Genomic DNA, 16,260 nt, shown 5'->3' with positions numbered 1-16,260 from the left:
GATAGACCATCCAGCGACGGCATCAAGACGGAATCTGAACCCGCTCGGTATGTGGGAAACTAACACATTCAACGCAAGCTCGGGCGCGCGGCGATGTGTCGCAAAACCCGCTATTCGCTGCTACAAATTGTCATAAGTTACGCAGCACGGTAGCCGGTTTTTGGTTAAGCGCGAGTAATGTTCCCATCAGCCCCAGCCCGACCGTCACGGCGAGGGCCGCCAGCACCACAATCGCCGCGCTGCCGGCCTGCCAGACGAAGCTCAGGGTCATCAGCCGGGTGACGATCTGCCAGGCGGCGATCGATCCCGCCGCCACGCCGAACACCGCCGTCGCAAAGCCGATCAGCAGGTACTCCAGCGCATAGGCGCCCAGCAGCCGGCCGCGCGTCGCGCCCAGCGTCTTGAGAATCACCGCATCGTAGACCCGGTGCCGGTGCCCGGCGGCCAGCGCGCCGCCGAGAACGAGTATGGCCGATATGAGCGTGACGGAACTGGCGCCCCGGATCGCCAGCACGAGGTTGGTCACGACCTTTCCGATGGAATCGAGCGCCTCGCGGACCCGCACGCTGGTCACCATCGGGAAAGCGGCGGCGACCTCCTTGATGAGCTTCGCATCGCTCGCGGCGCTCGAAGTGGTTTCGGTGAGCGTCGCGATGTCGGTATGCGGTGCGCCGGCGAAGGCCGTCGGCGAAAACACCAGGGCGAAATTGATGCCGAGGCTCTGCCAGTCCACCGTCCGCAGGTTGCTGATCTTCGCAACGATGTCGCGGCCGAGGACATTCACCGTGATCTCGTCACCGACCTTCATGCCGAGCCCGTCGGCGATCTTCTTCTCCAGCGATACCAGCGGTGGTCCGTTGTAGGCGGCATCCCACCATGTGCCTTCGACGACCTTTGAGCCGCGCGGGACTTCGCCGGTATAGGTCAGGCCACGGTCGCTTTGCAGCACCCATGCGGTGTCGGCCGACGGCTTGAGGTCTTCGGCCCTGACGCTCTTCGCGGCGACGATGCGTCCGCGCAGCATCGGCACGGTCTCCACCGTCGCCGACGGCGCGGTCTGTTTCAGGAAGTCGCTGAAGCGGGTCGCCTGGTTGGCCGGGATGTCGATGAAATAGAACGACGGCGCGCGGTCGGGCAGCGCCGCCATGAACTGCCGCCGCAGGTTGCCGTCGATCTGCGTGATCGTCACCAGCACGGCGAGCCCAAGACCGAGCGACATGACGACCGACGGCGTGAGCGCGCCGGGACGATGGATGTTGGCGATGGCCAGCCGCAGCATGGTGAAGCGCGGGCGCGGCAGGTTGCGCGCCAGAGTCATCAGCAGCGACGCGATGCCGCGCAGCACGGCGAACACCGCGATGCTCGATGCGACGAACACGGCGGCCACGCGCTTGTCATACGCAAGACCGATGGCGACTGCGATCAGCAGCGCGATCACCGCGGCCATCAGGGCGAGATAGCGTTTGCGCGGCCAGTGAAACTCCGACGAGACACCTTCGCGAAACAGCGCGGCCACCGGCACGTCATGGACGCGGCCGAGCGGCCACAATCCGAAGGCCAGCGCCGTCAGCAAGCCGTAGAGAAACGACAGCGCCAGTTCGCCGGCATGGAATGTCGCCTCCACCGGCAGCGGCAGGATTTTTCCGAACACGCCGACGATGACAAAAGGCAGCGCCGCGCCGATGGCGAGCCCGATCAGCGATCCGAGAATCGCCAGCACCATCACCTGGGTGAGGTAGATCGTGAACACCTCGCGGCCGGTCGCGCCCAGCGCCTTGAAGGTCGCGATCACGTCGCGCCGCTGGTCGAGGTGGCTCTTGATGGCGTTGGCGACACCGACGCCGCCGACCAGCAATGCTGCTAATCCCACCAGCGTCAGAAATTGCGTGAAGCGCTCGATGCTGCGCTCGAGCTGCGGCGAGGCGTTGCCGCGGCTGCGGACTTCCCATCCGGCCTCCGGCAGGGCCTTCTGCGCGCGGTCCGTGACCGCTTGCGTCGCGCTGTCGTCGACCGTCACGCCGGGCAGTTGCAGGCGATAGATCCAGCGCACCAGCGTGCCGGGTTGCAGCAGGCCGGTGGCGCGCAGCGCGTCCTCGCTGACAAGAAAGCGCGGCCCGAGACCGACGCCGCCCGCGAGCTTGTCCGGCTCTGAATCGACCACGGCGCGAATTTCAAAAGCCGCGCTGCCGACGGTGAGGCGATCGCCGGCCTTGAGGCCGAGCCGCGCCAGCAGGACGGCGTCGGCGCCCGCGCCGAACGTGCCGTCGCGTTGCGCCAGCAGTTCGGTCATCGGCATTTGCGGCGTGAGCTTCACCTCGCCGAGCATCGGATAGTTGCCGTCGACGGCTTTCAAATCGACCAGCGCGAACTCGCCGCTCTGCGAGCGCGCCATGCCGCGCATGATCGCCGCGGACGAGACCTTGCCCTGCGCGTCGAGGAACGCGCGCTCGTCTTTGCTGGCTTCGCGCTGGATCAGCGCGAAAGAAATATCGCCGCCGAGCAGCGTGCGGCCCTGATGGTCGAGGCCTTCGCTGAGACTGCCCGCGACGGAGCCGACGCCCGCGATCGCCATGACGCCGAGCGCGATGCAGGCAATGAAAACGTAGAAGCCGCGAAGGCCGCTGCGCAACTCGCGCAATGCATAGCGAACCGCCAGCGACAATGTGCCGCCGCGCGGGGACATGTCCGTGGCTGTGCTCATCGCGATGCCGTCTCGACCCAGTGCCGGTCGGTGGCCGGACCGTCGACGCGGCCCGAGCGCAACCGCACCACGCGGTCGCAGCGCTGTGCGAGCGCGACATCGTGAGTCACCAGAACGAGCGTCATGCCGCGCTCAAGGTGTTTGGCGAACAACAGATCGACGATCTGCTTGCCGGTGGCCTCGTCGAGATTTCCGGTCGGCTCATCGGCGACGAGGATCGCGGGATCTGGCGCCATCGCGCGCGCAAGCGCGACGCGCTGCTGCTCGCCGCCGGAAAGTTGCGAGGGATAGTGATGCAGCCGCTCGCCAAGGCCGACGCCTTCGAGCTCGTGTGCTGCGCGCGCGGTCGCGTCGGTGCGGCCCGCCAGTTCGAGCGGCACCGCGACATTTTCCAGCGCGGTCATGGTCGGGATCAGATGAAACGACTGGAACACGATGCCGACATGACGGCCACGGAATCGTGCGAGCGCGTCCTCGTCGAGGGCATTGAACGAGACGCCGTTCACCACCACCTCTCCGCTGTCAGGACGTTCCAATCCCGCCATCACCATCAGCAGCGTGGACTTGCCCGAACCTGATGGGCCGATCAGGCCGACGGCCTCACCGGGCGCGACGCGCAAGGACACGTCCTTGAGGATGTGAACCCGCGCGGCGCCAGAGCCCAGCGAGAGATTGACGTTCGAGATGGAAATGGTGTCCGGTTCGAGACCGGCACGCTTCGAGGGTTCGATGAGACTGTCCATGGATCTGTCATATGGGGGTTTCGGTACAGCGGTCGAGGGGCTGATGTCCCGAATCCGGGGCCCGCACCTTTTTGCCGCGCCTTCCGGAATGAAATTCAAACGCGAAGCCACAATTGTTAAAGCGGTGATGATCGCAGCAGCGGGGGCAATCATGGCGATGTCGGGGCCGGCCTTCGCGCAAACGCCGGATGTCAAACCAGATGTCAAAGATGTGAAGACGATCAAGCTTGCCGTGCTGGGCGATTCCCTGACCGCCGGTTACGGCCTGCCGGCCCCGGCGGCGTTTCCGGTGCGATTGCAAAAGGCTCTTGCCGAGAAGGGCATCGCGACCGACATCCACAATGCGGGCGTGTCGGGCGACACCACGAGCGGCGGCCGCGACCGGCTTGAGTGGTCGATCCCGCCCGGCACTGAAGCCGTGATCGTCGAACTCGGCGCCAACGACGCGCTGCGCGGCGTCGATCCCAAGGTGGCGCGCGGCGCGCTCGACGATATTCTCACCAAGCTGAAGGCGCGCAACATCGCTGTTTTATTGTGCGGCATGTATGCGCCGCCAAATTACGGCGCGGAGTACACGGCGAAGTTCAACGCCATTTATCCCGATCTCGCCAAGGCTCATAAAGTCCCGCTCTATCCGTTCTTTCTCGACGGCGTCGCCACCGATGCGAAGCTGACCCAGCCCGACGGGCTGCATCCGACCGCCGCGGGCGTCGATGTGGTGGTCGCGCGGATTTTGCCCACGGTTGAGGCGTTCCTGAAGGATCGTGCGGCGCAAATAAGCAAGCCCTGAGAGGTTTTGGCGCCGGCCACGAGATGGCCGCTTCGCACTGTCATCGTGCTGCGCTAAAAAGGGGGCAGGTGATTCGTGATCCTCTCTTGCATCGAGGAGTTTCGTGATGCCTCGCTTGTTCACCGGGCTGGAAATTCCCCCGGACATCGGCCAGACGCTCTCGGGTTTGCGCGGCGGATTACCTGGTGCGCGCTGGATCGATCCCCAAAATTATCACGTCACATTGCGGTTCATCGGCGACATCGATGGCCCTGCGGCCAATGAGATCGCCTCGACGCTGGAGCGGATCAACCGCAAGCCGTTCGAGGTGGCCTTGCAGGGCCTGTCGAGCTTCGGCGGCAAGAAACCCCGGGCAGTGGTGGCATCTGTTGTACCAAGCCGCCCCCTGATGGACTTGCAGGCCGAACTGGAGCGGCTGATGCAGCGTTTCGGGTTCGATCCCGAGGGCCGCAAATTCATTCCGCATGTCACGCTGGCGCGGCTGCGGGATGCGTCCAATCAGGATGTGGCGGATTATCTGTCGGTGCGCGGTTATTTCCCGACCCGCAGCTTCATGGCGTCACGGTTCGTGCTGTTCTCGTCGCGCGCCTCTGTCGGCGGCGGGCCCTACGTTGTCGAGGACGCCTATGCGTTGAGCGCATAGAACGTAATCAGCACCCGATGCACTCGGAATTCTGCCGGAGTGAGTGATGTTCTCGTGAAACCGTCAACACTGTGGCGGATCATGCGCGTCACGTAGGCCGATTGTACTCTTGCATTCTTCGGCCCGTTCTGGCCGTTAGCGGAGCATGAACGCTCCGTCCCGCACCTCGTTCAGAGGGCACTATCAGGCGCTGGTTGCCGCCGGCACCATCGAGGCCGATCCGGCGCAGGCGAAGGCCGTTGAAGCCTTCTCGATGCTGGAGACGCGACTGGCGGGATACCGTCCCGGACGTGGCGGCGGTCTGCTGCAGCGCCTGTTCGCGGACAAGGAGGCGGTCCCGCTGCGTGGCCTCTACATTCACGGCGAGGTCGGACGCGGCAAGACCATGCTGATGGACCTGTTCTTCAACGACAGTCCCGTCGCGCACAAACGCCGCGCGCATTTTCATGAGTTTATGGCCGACGTTCACGAGCGGATTCACGGTTTCCGCCAGAAGATCGCGCGGCAGGAAATTCCCGACAGCGATCCGGTGCGGCTGACCGCAGCGTCGATCTTCGAGGAAGCGTGGCTGCTGTGCTTCGACGAATTCCACGTCACCGACATCGCGGACGCGATGATCCTCGGCCGGCTGTTCAGCCGGCTGTTCGAACTCGGCACGGTGGTGGTGGCGACATCGAACGTCGCGCCTGACGACCTCTACAAGGGCGGCCTCAACCGCGCGCTGTTTCTGCCGTTCGTGGCGCAACTCAAGGAGCGGATGGAGGTGCTGCGGCTCGACGCGCGCACCGATTTCCGGCTCGAAAAGCTCGCGGGCATCAAGATGTGGCTGGTGCCCGCCGATACCGCCGCCGATGCCGCGCTCGACAAGGCATGGATGAAACTCACGGGCGGCGCAGCCGACCGGCCGCGCGACATCACGATCAAGGGCCGTGTGCTGCATATTCCGCATTCCGCGCACGGCGTTGCGCGATTCACGTTCGCGGACCTTTGCGAGAAGCCGCTGGGCGCGTCGGACTATCTGCATCTCGCGCACGATTATCACACGCTCATCATCGACCGGATTCCGGCGATGACATACGAGCATCGCAATTACGCCAAGCGCTTCATCACGCTGATCGACACATTGTACGACAATGCCGTGAAGCTGATGGCCTCGGCCGACGCCGACCCGCTGTCGCTTTACAGCGTGACCGAGGGCATCGAGGCCAACGAGTTCAAGCGCACCTCGTCGCGGCTGATCGAGATGGGGTCGGAATCCTATCTGGCGCTGCCTCACGGCCGCAGCGACTCCTCCGCCAGCGGCTCGACCACAGGTCTGGTCGAAACCTGATCGTCCCGTCCGGAGTTCGCTTTATGTTTCACCTTTGGCGGCTGCGAAACCTCGATGCGAAGGACGCTTGAGGGCCAAGCTTGAGGGCCATGGCGAAAGGCAGTGCCGCATCCTTGCCGCTTCCTTGGGCGAACGGCGACTTGAACGCTTGCCGCGAAAGGTCTAACCAGCCGTCCAGAGCTTTCCCACCCTCTCCCGTCGATCTCAAAGGATAGATTTCCCATGGCGCGTGACAAGATTGCTTTGATTGGTTCAGGTCAGATCGGCGGCACACTGGCCCACCTCGTCGGACTGAAAGAACTTGGCGACGTGGTGATGTTCGACATCGCCGAAGGCGTGCCGCAGGGCAAGTCGCTCGACATCGCGCAGTCTTCTCCGGTCGACGGGTTCGACGCCAGCTTCACCGGCGCCAATTCCTACGAGGCGATCGAAGGCGCCAGTGTCGTGATCGTGACCGCCGGCGTGCCGCGCAAGCCCGGCATGAGCCGCGACGATCTTCTCAGCATCAATCTCAAGGTCATGGAGCAGGTCGGCGCGGGCATCAAGAAATACGCCCCCGATGCGTTCGTGATCTGCATCACCAATCCGCTCGACGCGATGGTCTGGGCGCTTCAGAAGGCCTGCGGCCTGCCGCACAAGAAGGTCGTCGGCATGGCCGGCGTGCTGGATTCGTCGCGCTTCCGCTACTTCCTCGCCGATGAATTCAACGTTTCGGTGGAAGACGTCACCGCCTTCGTGCTCGGCGGCCACGGCGACACCATGGTGCCGCTGACCAAGTATTCGACGGTCGCCGGCATTCCGCTGCCGGATCTCGTCAAGATGGGCTGGACCTCGCAGGCGCGCATCGACGAGATCGTCGACCGCACCCGCAACGGCGGTGCCGAGATCGTCAACCTGCTCAAGACCGGCTCGGCGTTCTACGCGCCTGCCGCCTCCGCGATTGCGATGGCGGAAAGCTATCTGCGCGACAAGAAGCGCGTGCTGCCCTGCGCCGCCTACCTCAACGGCGAATACGGCGTGAAGGACATGTATGTCGGCGTACCGGTTGTCATCGGATCGAAGGGTGTCGAGCGTATTGTCGAGATCGAACTGGCCGGCAAGGATCGCGAAGGCTTCGACAAGTCGGTCGGCGCGGTGCAGGGTCTGGTCGATGCCTGCAAGAAGATCGCGCCTGACCTGCTCGGCAAGTAAGCGCGCGACCTCGATCGAGCGCGATCCGGTGACATGTTCGCCGGATCGCCGCTAAGTCTCCCTACCTTTCAAGTCTCTCTACCTTTCTCTCCTTTGTTGTCTGGGGCTCTCCATGAACATCCACGAATATCAGGCCAAGGCGGTGCTGAAGGAATTCGGCGTGCCGGTGTCGCGCGGCGTGCCGATCCTCAAGGCGTCCGAAGCGGAAGCGGCCGCGAAAGAACTCGGCGGCCCGTTGTGGGTGGTGAAGAGCCAGATCCATGCCGGCGGACGCGGCAAGGGCAAGTTCAAGGAAGCCTCGGCCGGCGACAAGGGCGGCGTGCGCCTCGCCAAGTCGGTCGATGAGGTCAAGGAATTCACCACGCAGATGCTCGGCGCGACGCTGGTGACGATCCAGACCGGTCCCGCGGGCAAGCAGGTCAATCGCCTCTATCTCGAGGACGGTTCCGACATCGAGAAGGAATTCTATCTCTCGCTGCTGGTCGATCGCGAAACGTCGTGGGTGTCCTTCGTGGTTTCCACCGAAGGCGGCATGGACATCGAGAAGGTCGCGCACGACACGCCCGAGAAGATCATCACGTTCTCGGTCGATCCCGCCACCGGCGTCATGGGCCATCACGGCCGCACCGTCGCGCAGGCGCTCGGCCTCAAGGGCGACCTCGCCAAGCAGGCGGAAATGCTTGTGGCGCAGCTCTATACGGCGTTCCTCGCCAAGGACATGGAGATGCTGGAGATCAATCCGCTGATCGTCTCCAAGCAGGGCGAACTGAAGTGCCTCGACGCCAAGATGTCGTTCGATTCCAACTCGCTTTACCGTCATCCGGATATTGTCGCGCTGCGCGACACCACGGAAGAAGACGCCAAGGAAATCGAAGCCTCGAAGTATGACCTCGCCTACATCGCGCTCGACGGCACCATCGGCTGCATGGTGAACGGCGCGGGCCTCGCGATGGCCACGCTGGACATCATCAAGCTCTACGGCGAAAGCCCGGCCAACTTCCTCGACGTCGGCGGCGGCGCGTCGGAAGAAAAGGTTACAGCGGCGTTCAAGATCATCACCGCCGATCCGAACGTGAAAGGCATTCTCGTCAATATTTTCGGCGGCATCATGAAGTGCGATGTCATCGCCGCCGGCGTTGTCGCCGCGGTGAAGACCGTCGGTCTCAAGGTGCCTCTGGTGGTTCGCCTCGAAGGCACCAATGTCGAGGAAGGCAAAAAAATCATTCGCGAGTCCGGCCTGAACGTGCTTCCCGCCGACGACCTCGACGACGCCGCGCAGAAGATCGTCAACGCCGTGAAGGGAAAGTAAGCCGATGTCCATCCTGATCGACAAGAACACGAAGGTCATCTGCCAGGGCTTCACCGGCAAGAACGGCACCTTTCATTCCGAGGGCGCGATCGCTTACGGCACCAAGATGGTCGGCGGCACGTCGCCCGGCAAAGGCGGCACCACGCATCTCGGCCTGCCGGTGTTCGACACCGTCTCCGAAGCGCGCGAGAAAACCGGCGCCGACGCATCCGTGATCTATGTGCCGCCGCCGGGCGCGGCTGACGCGATCTGCGAGGCGATCGATGCGGAAGTGCCTCTGATCATCTGCATCACCGAAGGCATTCCGGTGCTGGACATGGTGCGCGTGAAGCGATCGCTCTCGGGCTCCAAGTCGCGGCTGATCGGGCCGAACTGCCCCGGCGTCGTCACCGCCGGCGAATCCAAGATCGGCATCATGCCGGCCAACATCTTCAAGCCCGGCAATGTCGGCATCGTGTCGCGCTCCGGCACATTGACCTACGAAGCGGTGTTCCAGACCACTCAGGCCGGCCTCGGCCAGACCTCGGCGGTCGGGATCGGCGGCGATCCGGTCAAGGGCACCGAGTTCATCGACATTCTTGAGCTGTTTCTGGCCGACGAGAAAACCAAATCGATCATCATGATCGGCGAAATCGGCGGATCCGCCGAGGAAGACGCCGCCCAGTTCCTCAAGGACGAAGCCAAGCGCGGCCGCAAGAAGCCGATGGTCGGATTTATCGCCGGCCGCACCGCGCCTCCGGGCCGCCGCATGGGTCATGCCGGCGCAATCGTCTCGGGCGGCAAGGGTGATGCGGAATCCAAGATCTCGGCGATGGAAGCCGCTGGAATCACCGTCTCGCCGTCGCCCGCGCGACTCGGAACGACGCTTGTCGAAAAATTGAAAGGCTAGTTCAGTTCTTGGTTCTTTTCAGCGCGAAGTTTTGCCCTAAATAGGGTAAAAGGTGCGGCCCAAACACGACGCCGATACCGAAATCGGGCGAATTCTCCCGATTTTTCCGCGCGATGCAATCAATCAGGACGCAATCATGTCTCGCCAGGACGCGAACGCCAATTTCGCTCTCACTTCCTTCCTCGACGGCGCCAACGCCACCTACATCGACGAACTGTACGCGCGCTACGAGAAGGACCCGTCTTCGGTCGATCCGGACTGGGTGGCCTTCTTCAAGACCCTGAAGGACCAGCCTGCGGACGTTGAGAAGAACGCGCAGGGCCCATCCTGGGAAAAGGCCAACTGGCCCACCACGCCGAACGACGATCTGACCTCCGCGCTCGACGGCAACTGGGCGCAGGTCGAGAAGGTCGTGGGCGGCAAGCTTGCCGCCAAGGCGCAGGCAGCGGCTCCCGGCGGCGGTAACCTGACCTCGGCCGATCTGCAGCAGGCGACGCGGGATTCGGTGCGCGCACTGATGCTGATCCGCGCCTATCGCATGCGCGGCCACTTCCACGCCAATCTCGATCCGCTCGGCATCGAGGGCCAGAAGGATCACGAAGAACTCGATCCGCGCTCCTATGGCTTCACCGACGCCGATCTCGACCGCAAGATTTTCCTCGATCATGTGCTCGGTCTTGAGACCGCGACGCTGCGCGAGATCGTTGCGATCTGTCAGCGCACCTACTGCCAGACGCTCGGCGTCGAGTTCATGCACATCTCGAATCCGGCGCAGAAGTCGTGGATTCAGGAGCGCATCGAAGGTCCGGACAAGGAAATCAGCTTCACCCGCGAAGGCCGCCGCGCCATCCTGATGAAGCTCGTCGAAGCCGAAGGCTTCGAGAAATTCTGCGACATCAAGTTCACCGGCACCAAGCGCTTCGGTCTCGACGGCGCGGAATCGCTGATCCCCGCGCTCGAACAGATCATCAAGCGCGGCGGCAATCTCGGCGTGCAGGATATCGTGCTGGGCATGCCGCATCGCGGACGTTTGAACGTGCTGACGCAGGTGATGGGCAAGCCGCATCGCGCGCTGTTCCACGAATTCAAGGGCGGCTCCGCCAACCCCGACGAGGTCGAGGGTTCGGGCGACGTGAAGTATCATCTCGGCGCATCGTCGGACCGCGAGTTCGACGGCAACAAGATCCATCTCTCGCTCACTGCCAATCCGTCACATCTGGAAATCGCCGATCCGGTGGTGCTCGGAAAGGTGCGCGCCAAGCAGGACCAGAACGGCGATCCGCCGGACCAGCGCATCTCGGCGCTGCCGCTGCTGCTGCATGGCGATGCCGCGTTCGCAGGCCAGGGCGTGGTGGCGGAATGTTTCGCGCTGTCGGACCTCAAGGGCTATCGCACCGGCGGTTCGCTGCACTTCATCGTCAACAACCAGATCGGTTTCACGACCTATCCGCGCTACTCGCGCTCGTCGCCGTATCCGTCCGACGTCGCCAAGATGATCGACGCGCCGATCTTCCATGTGAACGGCGACGATCCGGAAGCCGTGGTGTTCGCGGCCAAGGTCGCGATCGAATACCGGCAGAAATTCCACAAGCCTGTCGTCATCGACATGTTCTGCTATCGCCGCCACGGTCACAACGAGGGCGACGAGCCGTCATTCACCAACCCGGTGATGTACAAGAAGATCGCGACCCATCCGACCACGCTCGACATCTACGCCAAGCGTCTGATCGCCGACGGCGTCATGACCGAAGGCGAAATCGACAAGGCGAAGGCCGACTGGCGCGCGCGGCTCGATGCCGAGCTTGAGGCCGGTTCGGGCTACAAGCCGAACAAGGCCGACTGGCTCGACGGCAAGTGGGCGGGCTTCAAGTCGGCCGACCTCGGTGAAGATCCGCGCCGCGGCAACACCGGCGTCGCCATCGACGAACTGAAGGACATCGGCCGCAAGATCACCAAGGTGCCTGACGGCTTCCGGCTTCACCGGACCGTGCAACGCTTCCTCGACGCGCGCATGAAGGCGATCGAGAACGGCGAGGGAATCGACTGGGCGACCGGCGAAGGGCTGGCGTTCTGCACGCTGATGAAGGAGGGCCACAACGTCCGCCTGTCGGGTCAGGATTCCGAGCGCGGCACGTTCTCGCAGCGTCACTCCGTGCTGTTCGATCAGGAAGACGAAAGCCGCTACACGCCGTTCAACCACATCGGCGAGAATCAAGGACACTACGAAGTCATCAACTCGCTGCTGTCGGAAGAAGCGGTGCTTGGTTTCGAGTACGGCTATTCGCTGGCCGAACCCAATGCGCTGACGATCTGGGAAGCGCAGTTCGGCGATTTCGCCAACGGCGCGCAGGTGCTGTTCGACCAGTTCATCTCGTCGGGCGAACGCAAGTGGCTGCGCATGTCGGGCCTCGTCTGCATGCTGCCGCATGGCTATGAAGGCCAGGGTCCGGAACATTCGTCGGCGCGCCTTGAGCGCTTCCTGCAGATGTGCGCGGAAGACAATATGCAGATCGTCAATATCACGACGCCTGCGAACCTGTTCCACGCGCTGCGCCGTCAGTTGAAGCGCGAGATTCGCAAGCCGCTGATCATCATGACGCCGAAATCGCTGCTGCGTCACAAGCGTGCGACCTCGAAGCTCGAGGAGTTCGGCCCCGATACGTCGTTCCACCGTGTTCTGCTGGACGACGCGGAGAAGGGCGGCGATATCAAGCTTGTCGCGGACTCCAAGATCCGCCGTGTCGTGATCTGCTCGGGCAAGGTCTATTACGATCTTTACGAGGATCGCGAGAAGCGCGGCATCGACGACATCTATCTGCTGCGCGTCGAGCAGCTCTATCCGGTGCCGCTGAAGACGCTGGTGCAGGTCATGGAGCGTTTCAAGAAGGCCGAAGTGGTCTGGTGTCAGGAAGAGCCGCGCAACATGGGCGCATGGCACTTCATCGAGCCCTATCTGGAATGGGTGCTCAACCAGGTCGGCGCCACGCACAAGCGTCCGCGTTATGCCGGACGCGCGGCGGCGGCCGCCACGGCCACCGGCCTGATGTCGAAACACCTTCAGCAACTGAAAGCGTTTCTCGACGAAGCTCTCGGCTGATCTATCGATGCCCGCGCGCCGCGGGCATCTTTATCTTTGAATATGATTGATTGAGGCGTTGACGGCTCCCGCCGCTCAAGACGCAAGAGGAAAAGACAAATGGCTGAAATTCGCGTTCCGACACTTGGCGAGTCCGTCACCGAAGCCACCATTGGCCGCTGGTTCAAGAAGGCAGGCGACGCGGTCGCCGTCGACGAGCCCTTGGTTGAGCTTGAAACCGATAAGGTGACCATCGAAGTGCCGGCGCCGTTTGCGGGAACGCTGGGCGAAATCGTCGCCAAGGATGGCGAGACGGTTGCTGTCGGCGCGCTGCTCGGCCAGATCACCGAAGGCGGGGGCGGAGCGAAGGCTGCGCCAGCAGCTACAAAGGCTGCTGAGCCTGCGCCCGCCAAGGCCGCCGCACCCGCTGCCGCAGCACCAGCGCCAGCCCAGAAGTCGCCGCCGGCTGACGCGCCGCAGGCTCCAAGCGTGCGCAAGATTTCCGCCGAATCCGGCATCGATGCCTCGACCGTTCCGGGCTCCGGCAAGGATGGCCGCGTCACCAAGGGCGACATGCTGGCCGCCATCGAGAAGGCCGCCGCCATTGCGACGCCGCTCAACCAGCCTGCCGCCGCCGTTCAGGTACGCGCACCGTCGCCTGCCGACGATGCCGCGCGTGAAGAGCGCGTGAAGATGACCCGGCTGCGCCAGACCATCGCGCGCCGCCTCAAGGACGTGCAGAACACCGCTGCGATGCTGACGACCTTCAACGAGGTCGACATGACCAACCTGATGGCACTGCGCAGCCACTACAAGGAACTGTTCGAGAAGAAGCACGGCTCCAAGCTCGGCTTCATGGGCTTCTTCGTGAAGGCCTGCGTGCAGGCATTGAAGGAAGTCCCCGCCGTCAACGCCGAGATCGACGGCACCGACCTCGTCTACAAGAATTATTACCACATCGGCGTCGCGGTCGGCACCGACAAGGGCCTCGTCGTGCCGGTGGTGCGCGAATGCGATCACAAGTCGCTGGCCGAGATCGAGAAGGGCATCGCCGACTACGGCAAGAAGGCGCGCGACGGCCAGCTCAAGATCGAAGACATGCAGGGCGGCACCTTCACCATCTCGAACGGTGGCGTCTATGGCTCGCTGATGTCGACGCCGATCCTGAACGCGCCGCAGGCCGGCATTCTCGGCATGCACAAGATTCAGGAGCGGCCGGTCGCCATCGGCGGCAAGATCGAGATCCGCCCGATGATGTACCTCGCGCTGTCCTACGATCACCGCGTCATCGACGGCAAGGAAGCGGTCACCTTCCTCGTCCGCGTCAAGGAATGCCTTGAGGATCCGGCCCGGCTGGTGCTCGACCTCTGATCCCGGAGGCGGGCATGGACCGTGTCGCCATCGTTACTGGTGCGAGCCGCGGCATCGGCCGCGCGACGGCGCTGGCCGCTGCGAAGCGCGGCTACAAGGTCGTCGTCGGCTACGCCAGCAACAAGGCGGCGGCCGATGAGGTCGTGGGAACCATCGAAGCCAGCAACGGCAAGGCCATCGCGGTGAAATGCGATGTCGGCAATGAGGCCGACATTCTCAGGCTGTTCAAGGAAGCCGACGGCTTCGGCAAACTTGGCGTGCTGGTCAACAATGCCGGCGTGGTCGACATGACCGCGCGCGTCGACGAGATGTCCGCCGAGCGGCTTACCCGCATGATGAACGTCAACATCGTCGGCAGCATTCTGTGTGCGCGCGAAGCCGTGAAGCGCATGTCCAGCAGGCACGGCGGGTCCGGCGGCGTTATCGTCAATCTGTCGTCGGTAGCGGCGACACTCGGATCGCCGACGCAATACGTCGATTATGCGGCCTCGAAGGGCGCGATCGATACGTTCACGGTCGGGCTTGCCCGCGAAGTCGCGGATGAAGGGATCCGCGTCGTTGCGTTGCGTCCGGGCCTGATCGACACCGACATCCATGGGAGCGGCGGCGAGCCGGACCGGGCGCATCGCCTGGCCCACACCGTTCCGATGAAGCGCGTCGGCACTGCGGATGAAATCGCCAACGCCGTCGTCTGGCTGATGTCGGACGACGCGTCATACGTCACCGGTACGATCGTCGATGTATCGGGCGGCCGCTAATTTCAATCTCTCTCTGAGTACAGGATCACATCATGGCCTCTTATGATCTCGTTATTATCGGCACCGGTCCCGGCGGTTACGTCTGTGCGATCCGTGCGGCGCAACTCGGCATGAAGGTTGCTGTGGTCGAGAAGTGGCCGACCTTCGGCGGCACCTGCCTCAATGTAGGCTGCATTCCCTCCAAGGCGCTGTTGCAGGCGTCGGAGCGTTACGAGGAAGTCACCCACATGCTGCCCAAGATGGGCATCGGCGTCGGCAAGCCGAAGCTCGATCTTGCGACCATGATGAAGTTCAAGACCGACGGCGTCGACGGCAACGTCAAGGGCGTCGGCTTCCTGTTCAAGAAGAACAAGATCGATCCCTATGAAGGCACCGGCCGCATCGTCTCCGCCGGCAAGGTCGAGGTGAAGGGCAACGACGGCAAGACGCAGGTTCTCGAAACAAAGAACATCGTCATCGCCACCGGCTCGGACGTGACGAAACTGAAGGGCGTCGAGATCGACGAAAAGCGCATCGTGTCCTCGACCGGCGCGCTCGTGCTCGACAAGGTGCCGGAGAAGATGCTGGTGATCGGCGCCGGCGTGATCGGGCTCGAACTTGGTTCGGTGTGGCGGCGTCTCGGCGCGCAGGTCACCGTGGTTGAATTCCTCGATCGCATCCTGCCCGGCATGGATGGCGAAGTCGCGAAGTCGTTCCAGCGCATCCTTGAAAAGCAGGGTGTGGAGTTCAAGCTCGGCTCCAAGGTGACCGGTGTCGATAGCTCCGGCAAGAAATTGAAGGCCAGCATTGAGCCGGCTGCGGGCGGCGCTGCCGAAACCATCGAGGCCGACGTCGTGCTGGTCGCCATCGGGCGCGTGCCTTACACCGAAGGCCTCGGGCTGAAGGAAGCCGGTGTCGAACTCGATCAGCGCGGCCGTGTCCAGACCGACGGACATTTCGCAACCAACGTGAAAGGCATCTACGCCATCGGCGACGTGATTGCGGGGCCGATGCTCGCGCACAAGGCCGAGGACGAAGGCATCGCGATTGCGGAAATTCTCGCAGGCCAGGCCGGCCACACCAACTACGATGTCATTCCCAGCGTGATCTACACGTTCCCGGAAGTTGCCTCCGTCGGCAAGACCGAAGAAGAGTTGAAGCAGGCGGGCGTCGCCTACACGTCGGGAAAGTTCCCGTTCACCGCGAATGCGCGCACCAAGGTCAACCAGACCACGGACGGCTTCGTAAAAATTCTTGCGGATGCGAAGACCGACCGCGTGCTCGGCGTTCACATCGTCGGCGCTGAAGCCGGCGAAATGATCCACGAGGCTGCGGTGCTGATGGAGTTCGGCGGTTCCGCGGAAGACCTCGCGCGCACCTGCCACGCGCATCCGACCCGCTCGGAGGCCGTCAAGGAAGCCGCGCTTGCGGTCGGAAAACGCGCTATCCATATGTAAGGCCTGACCGGCATTCAGCCGGT

At 63.4% G+C, this 16,260-nt stretch carries 12 protein-coding genes; 10 read left to right on the top strand and 2 right to left on the bottom strand.

What is annotated here, in order from left to right:
• Positions 1-130 precede the first annotated feature (130 nt).
• Complete coding sequence (locus AC07UB_RS10455; protein ID WP_492791526.1) at positions 131-2,701, bottom strand: ABC transporter permease; 2,571 nt, start codon at positions 2,699-2,701, stop codon at positions 131-133.
• Positions 2,698-3,444, bottom strand: a complete 747-nt coding sequence (locus AC07UB_RS10450) for an ABC transporter ATP-binding protein (RefSeq protein WP_492791527.1) — start codon at positions 3,442-3,444, stop codon at positions 2,698-2,700. Before AC07UB_RS10450 ends, AC07UB_RS10455 begins: the two co-directional genes overlap by 4 nt.
• A 151-nt stretch (positions 3,445-3,595) precedes the next feature.
• Between AC07UB_RS10450 and AC07UB_RS10445 the strand changes: the two genes are divergently transcribed.
• From AC07UB_RS10445 to lpdA, 10 genes are all read left to right on the top strand, one after another.
• Entirely contained in the window at positions 3,596-4,234 is a 639-nt protein-coding gene (locus AC07UB_RS10445) for an arylesterase (protein WP_494653610.1), read from the top strand.
• A gap of 106 nt (positions 4,235-4,340) precedes the next feature.
• Complete coding sequence (gene thpR, locus AC07UB_RS10440) at positions 4,341-4,877, top strand: RNA 2',3'-cyclic phosphodiesterase (protein ID WP_492791528.1); 537 nt, start codon at positions 4,341-4,343, stop codon at positions 4,875-4,877.
• A 145-nt stretch (positions 4,878-5,022) separates the two neighbouring features.
• On the top strand, positions 5,023-6,207 hold the full coding sequence (zapE, locus tag AC07UB_RS10435; protein ID WP_494652892.1) for a cell division protein ZapE: 1,185 nt from the start codon (positions 5,023-5,025) through the stop codon (positions 6,205-6,207).
• A 222-nt stretch (positions 6,208-6,429) separates the two neighbouring features.
• On the top strand, positions 6,430-7,398 hold the full coding sequence (mdh, locus tag AC07UB_RS10430) for a malate dehydrogenase (RefSeq protein WP_492791530.1): 969 nt from the start codon (positions 6,430-6,432) through the stop codon (positions 7,396-7,398).
• Positions 7,399-7,510: 112 nt separating this feature from the next.
• Complete coding sequence (sucC, locus tag AC07UB_RS10425; protein ID WP_494652890.1) at positions 7,511-8,707, top strand: ADP-forming succinate--CoA ligase subunit beta; 1,197 nt, start codon at positions 7,511-7,513, stop codon at positions 8,705-8,707.
• A 4-nt stretch (positions 8,708-8,711) separates the two neighbouring features.
• The gene (gene sucD, locus AC07UB_RS10420; RefSeq protein ID WP_494652888.1) at positions 8,712-9,596 is read left to right on the top strand and encodes a succinate--CoA ligase subunit alpha; all 885 of its coding nucleotides are present in this window, start codon (positions 8,712-8,714) and stop codon (positions 9,594-9,596) included.
• Between the two features lie 136 nt (positions 9,597-9,732).
• The gene (locus AC07UB_RS10415) at positions 9,733-12,693 is read left to right on the top strand and encodes a 2-oxoglutarate dehydrogenase E1 component (protein WP_492791533.1); all 2,961 of its coding nucleotides are present in this window, start codon (positions 9,733-9,735) and stop codon (positions 12,691-12,693) included.
• A gap of 99 nt (positions 12,694-12,792) precedes the next feature.
• A complete protein-coding gene (odhB, locus tag AC07UB_RS10410; RefSeq protein WP_492791534.1) occupies positions 12,793-14,043 on the top strand; it encodes a 2-oxoglutarate dehydrogenase complex dihydrolipoyllysine-residue succinyltransferase in 1,251 nt (416 codons plus the stop codon).
• A 14-nt stretch (positions 14,044-14,057) separates the two neighbouring features.
• Positions 14,058-14,801: an SDR family oxidoreductase gene (locus tag AC07UB_RS10405; RefSeq protein WP_492791535.1), complete on the top strand. Its 744-nt coding sequence runs from the start codon at positions 14,058-14,060 to the stop codon at positions 14,799-14,801.
• Between the two features lie 32 nt (positions 14,802-14,833).
• Positions 14,834-16,237: a dihydrolipoyl dehydrogenase gene (gene lpdA / locus AC07UB_RS10400; protein ID WP_494652886.1), complete on the top strand. Its 1,404-nt coding sequence runs from the start codon at positions 14,834-14,836 to the stop codon at positions 16,235-16,237.
• Positions 16,238-16,260: the final 23 nt, after the last annotated feature.

The organism is Afipia sp. GW821-FHT04G03, from assembly GCF_059419985.1.
This window is presented reverse-complemented; position numbering and strand designations above follow the sequence as displayed.

Coding starts and splice junctions, on each gene's coding strand:
- AC07UB_RS10455 (WP_492791526.1), bottom strand. CDS start 2,701: ATGAGCACAGCCACGGACATGTCCCCGCGCGGCGGCACATTGTCGCTG.
- AC07UB_RS10450 (WP_492791527.1), bottom strand. CDS start 3,444: ATGGACAGTCTCATCGAACCCTCGAAGCGTGCCGGTCTCGAACCGGAC.
- AC07UB_RS10445 (WP_494653610.1), top strand. CDS start 3,596: ATGGCGATGTCGGGGCCGGCCTTCGCGCAAACGCCGGATGTCAAACCA.
- thpR (WP_492791528.1), top strand. CDS start 4,341: ATGCCTCGCTTGTTCACCGGGCTGGAAATTCCCCCGGACATCGGCCAG.
- zapE (WP_494652892.1), top strand. CDS start 5,023: ATGAACGCTCCGTCCCGCACCTCGTTCAGAGGGCACTATCAGGCGCTG.
- mdh (WP_492791530.1), top strand. CDS start 6,430: ATGGCGCGTGACAAGATTGCTTTGATTGGTTCAGGTCAGATCGGCGGC.
- sucC (WP_494652890.1), top strand. CDS start 7,511: ATGAACATCCACGAATATCAGGCCAAGGCGGTGCTGAAGGAATTCGGC.
- sucD (WP_494652888.1), top strand. CDS start 8,712: ATGTCCATCCTGATCGACAAGAACACGAAGGTCATCTGCCAGGGCTTC.
- AC07UB_RS10415 (WP_492791533.1), top strand. CDS start 9,733: ATGTCTCGCCAGGACGCGAACGCCAATTTCGCTCTCACTTCCTTCCTC.
- odhB (WP_492791534.1), top strand. CDS start 12,793: ATGGCTGAAATTCGCGTTCCGACACTTGGCGAGTCCGTCACCGAAGCC.
- AC07UB_RS10405 (WP_492791535.1), top strand. CDS start 14,058: ATGGACCGTGTCGCCATCGTTACTGGTGCGAGCCGCGGCATCGGCCGC.
- lpdA (WP_494652886.1), top strand. CDS start 14,834: ATGGCCTCTTATGATCTCGTTATTATCGGCACCGGTCCCGGCGGTTAC.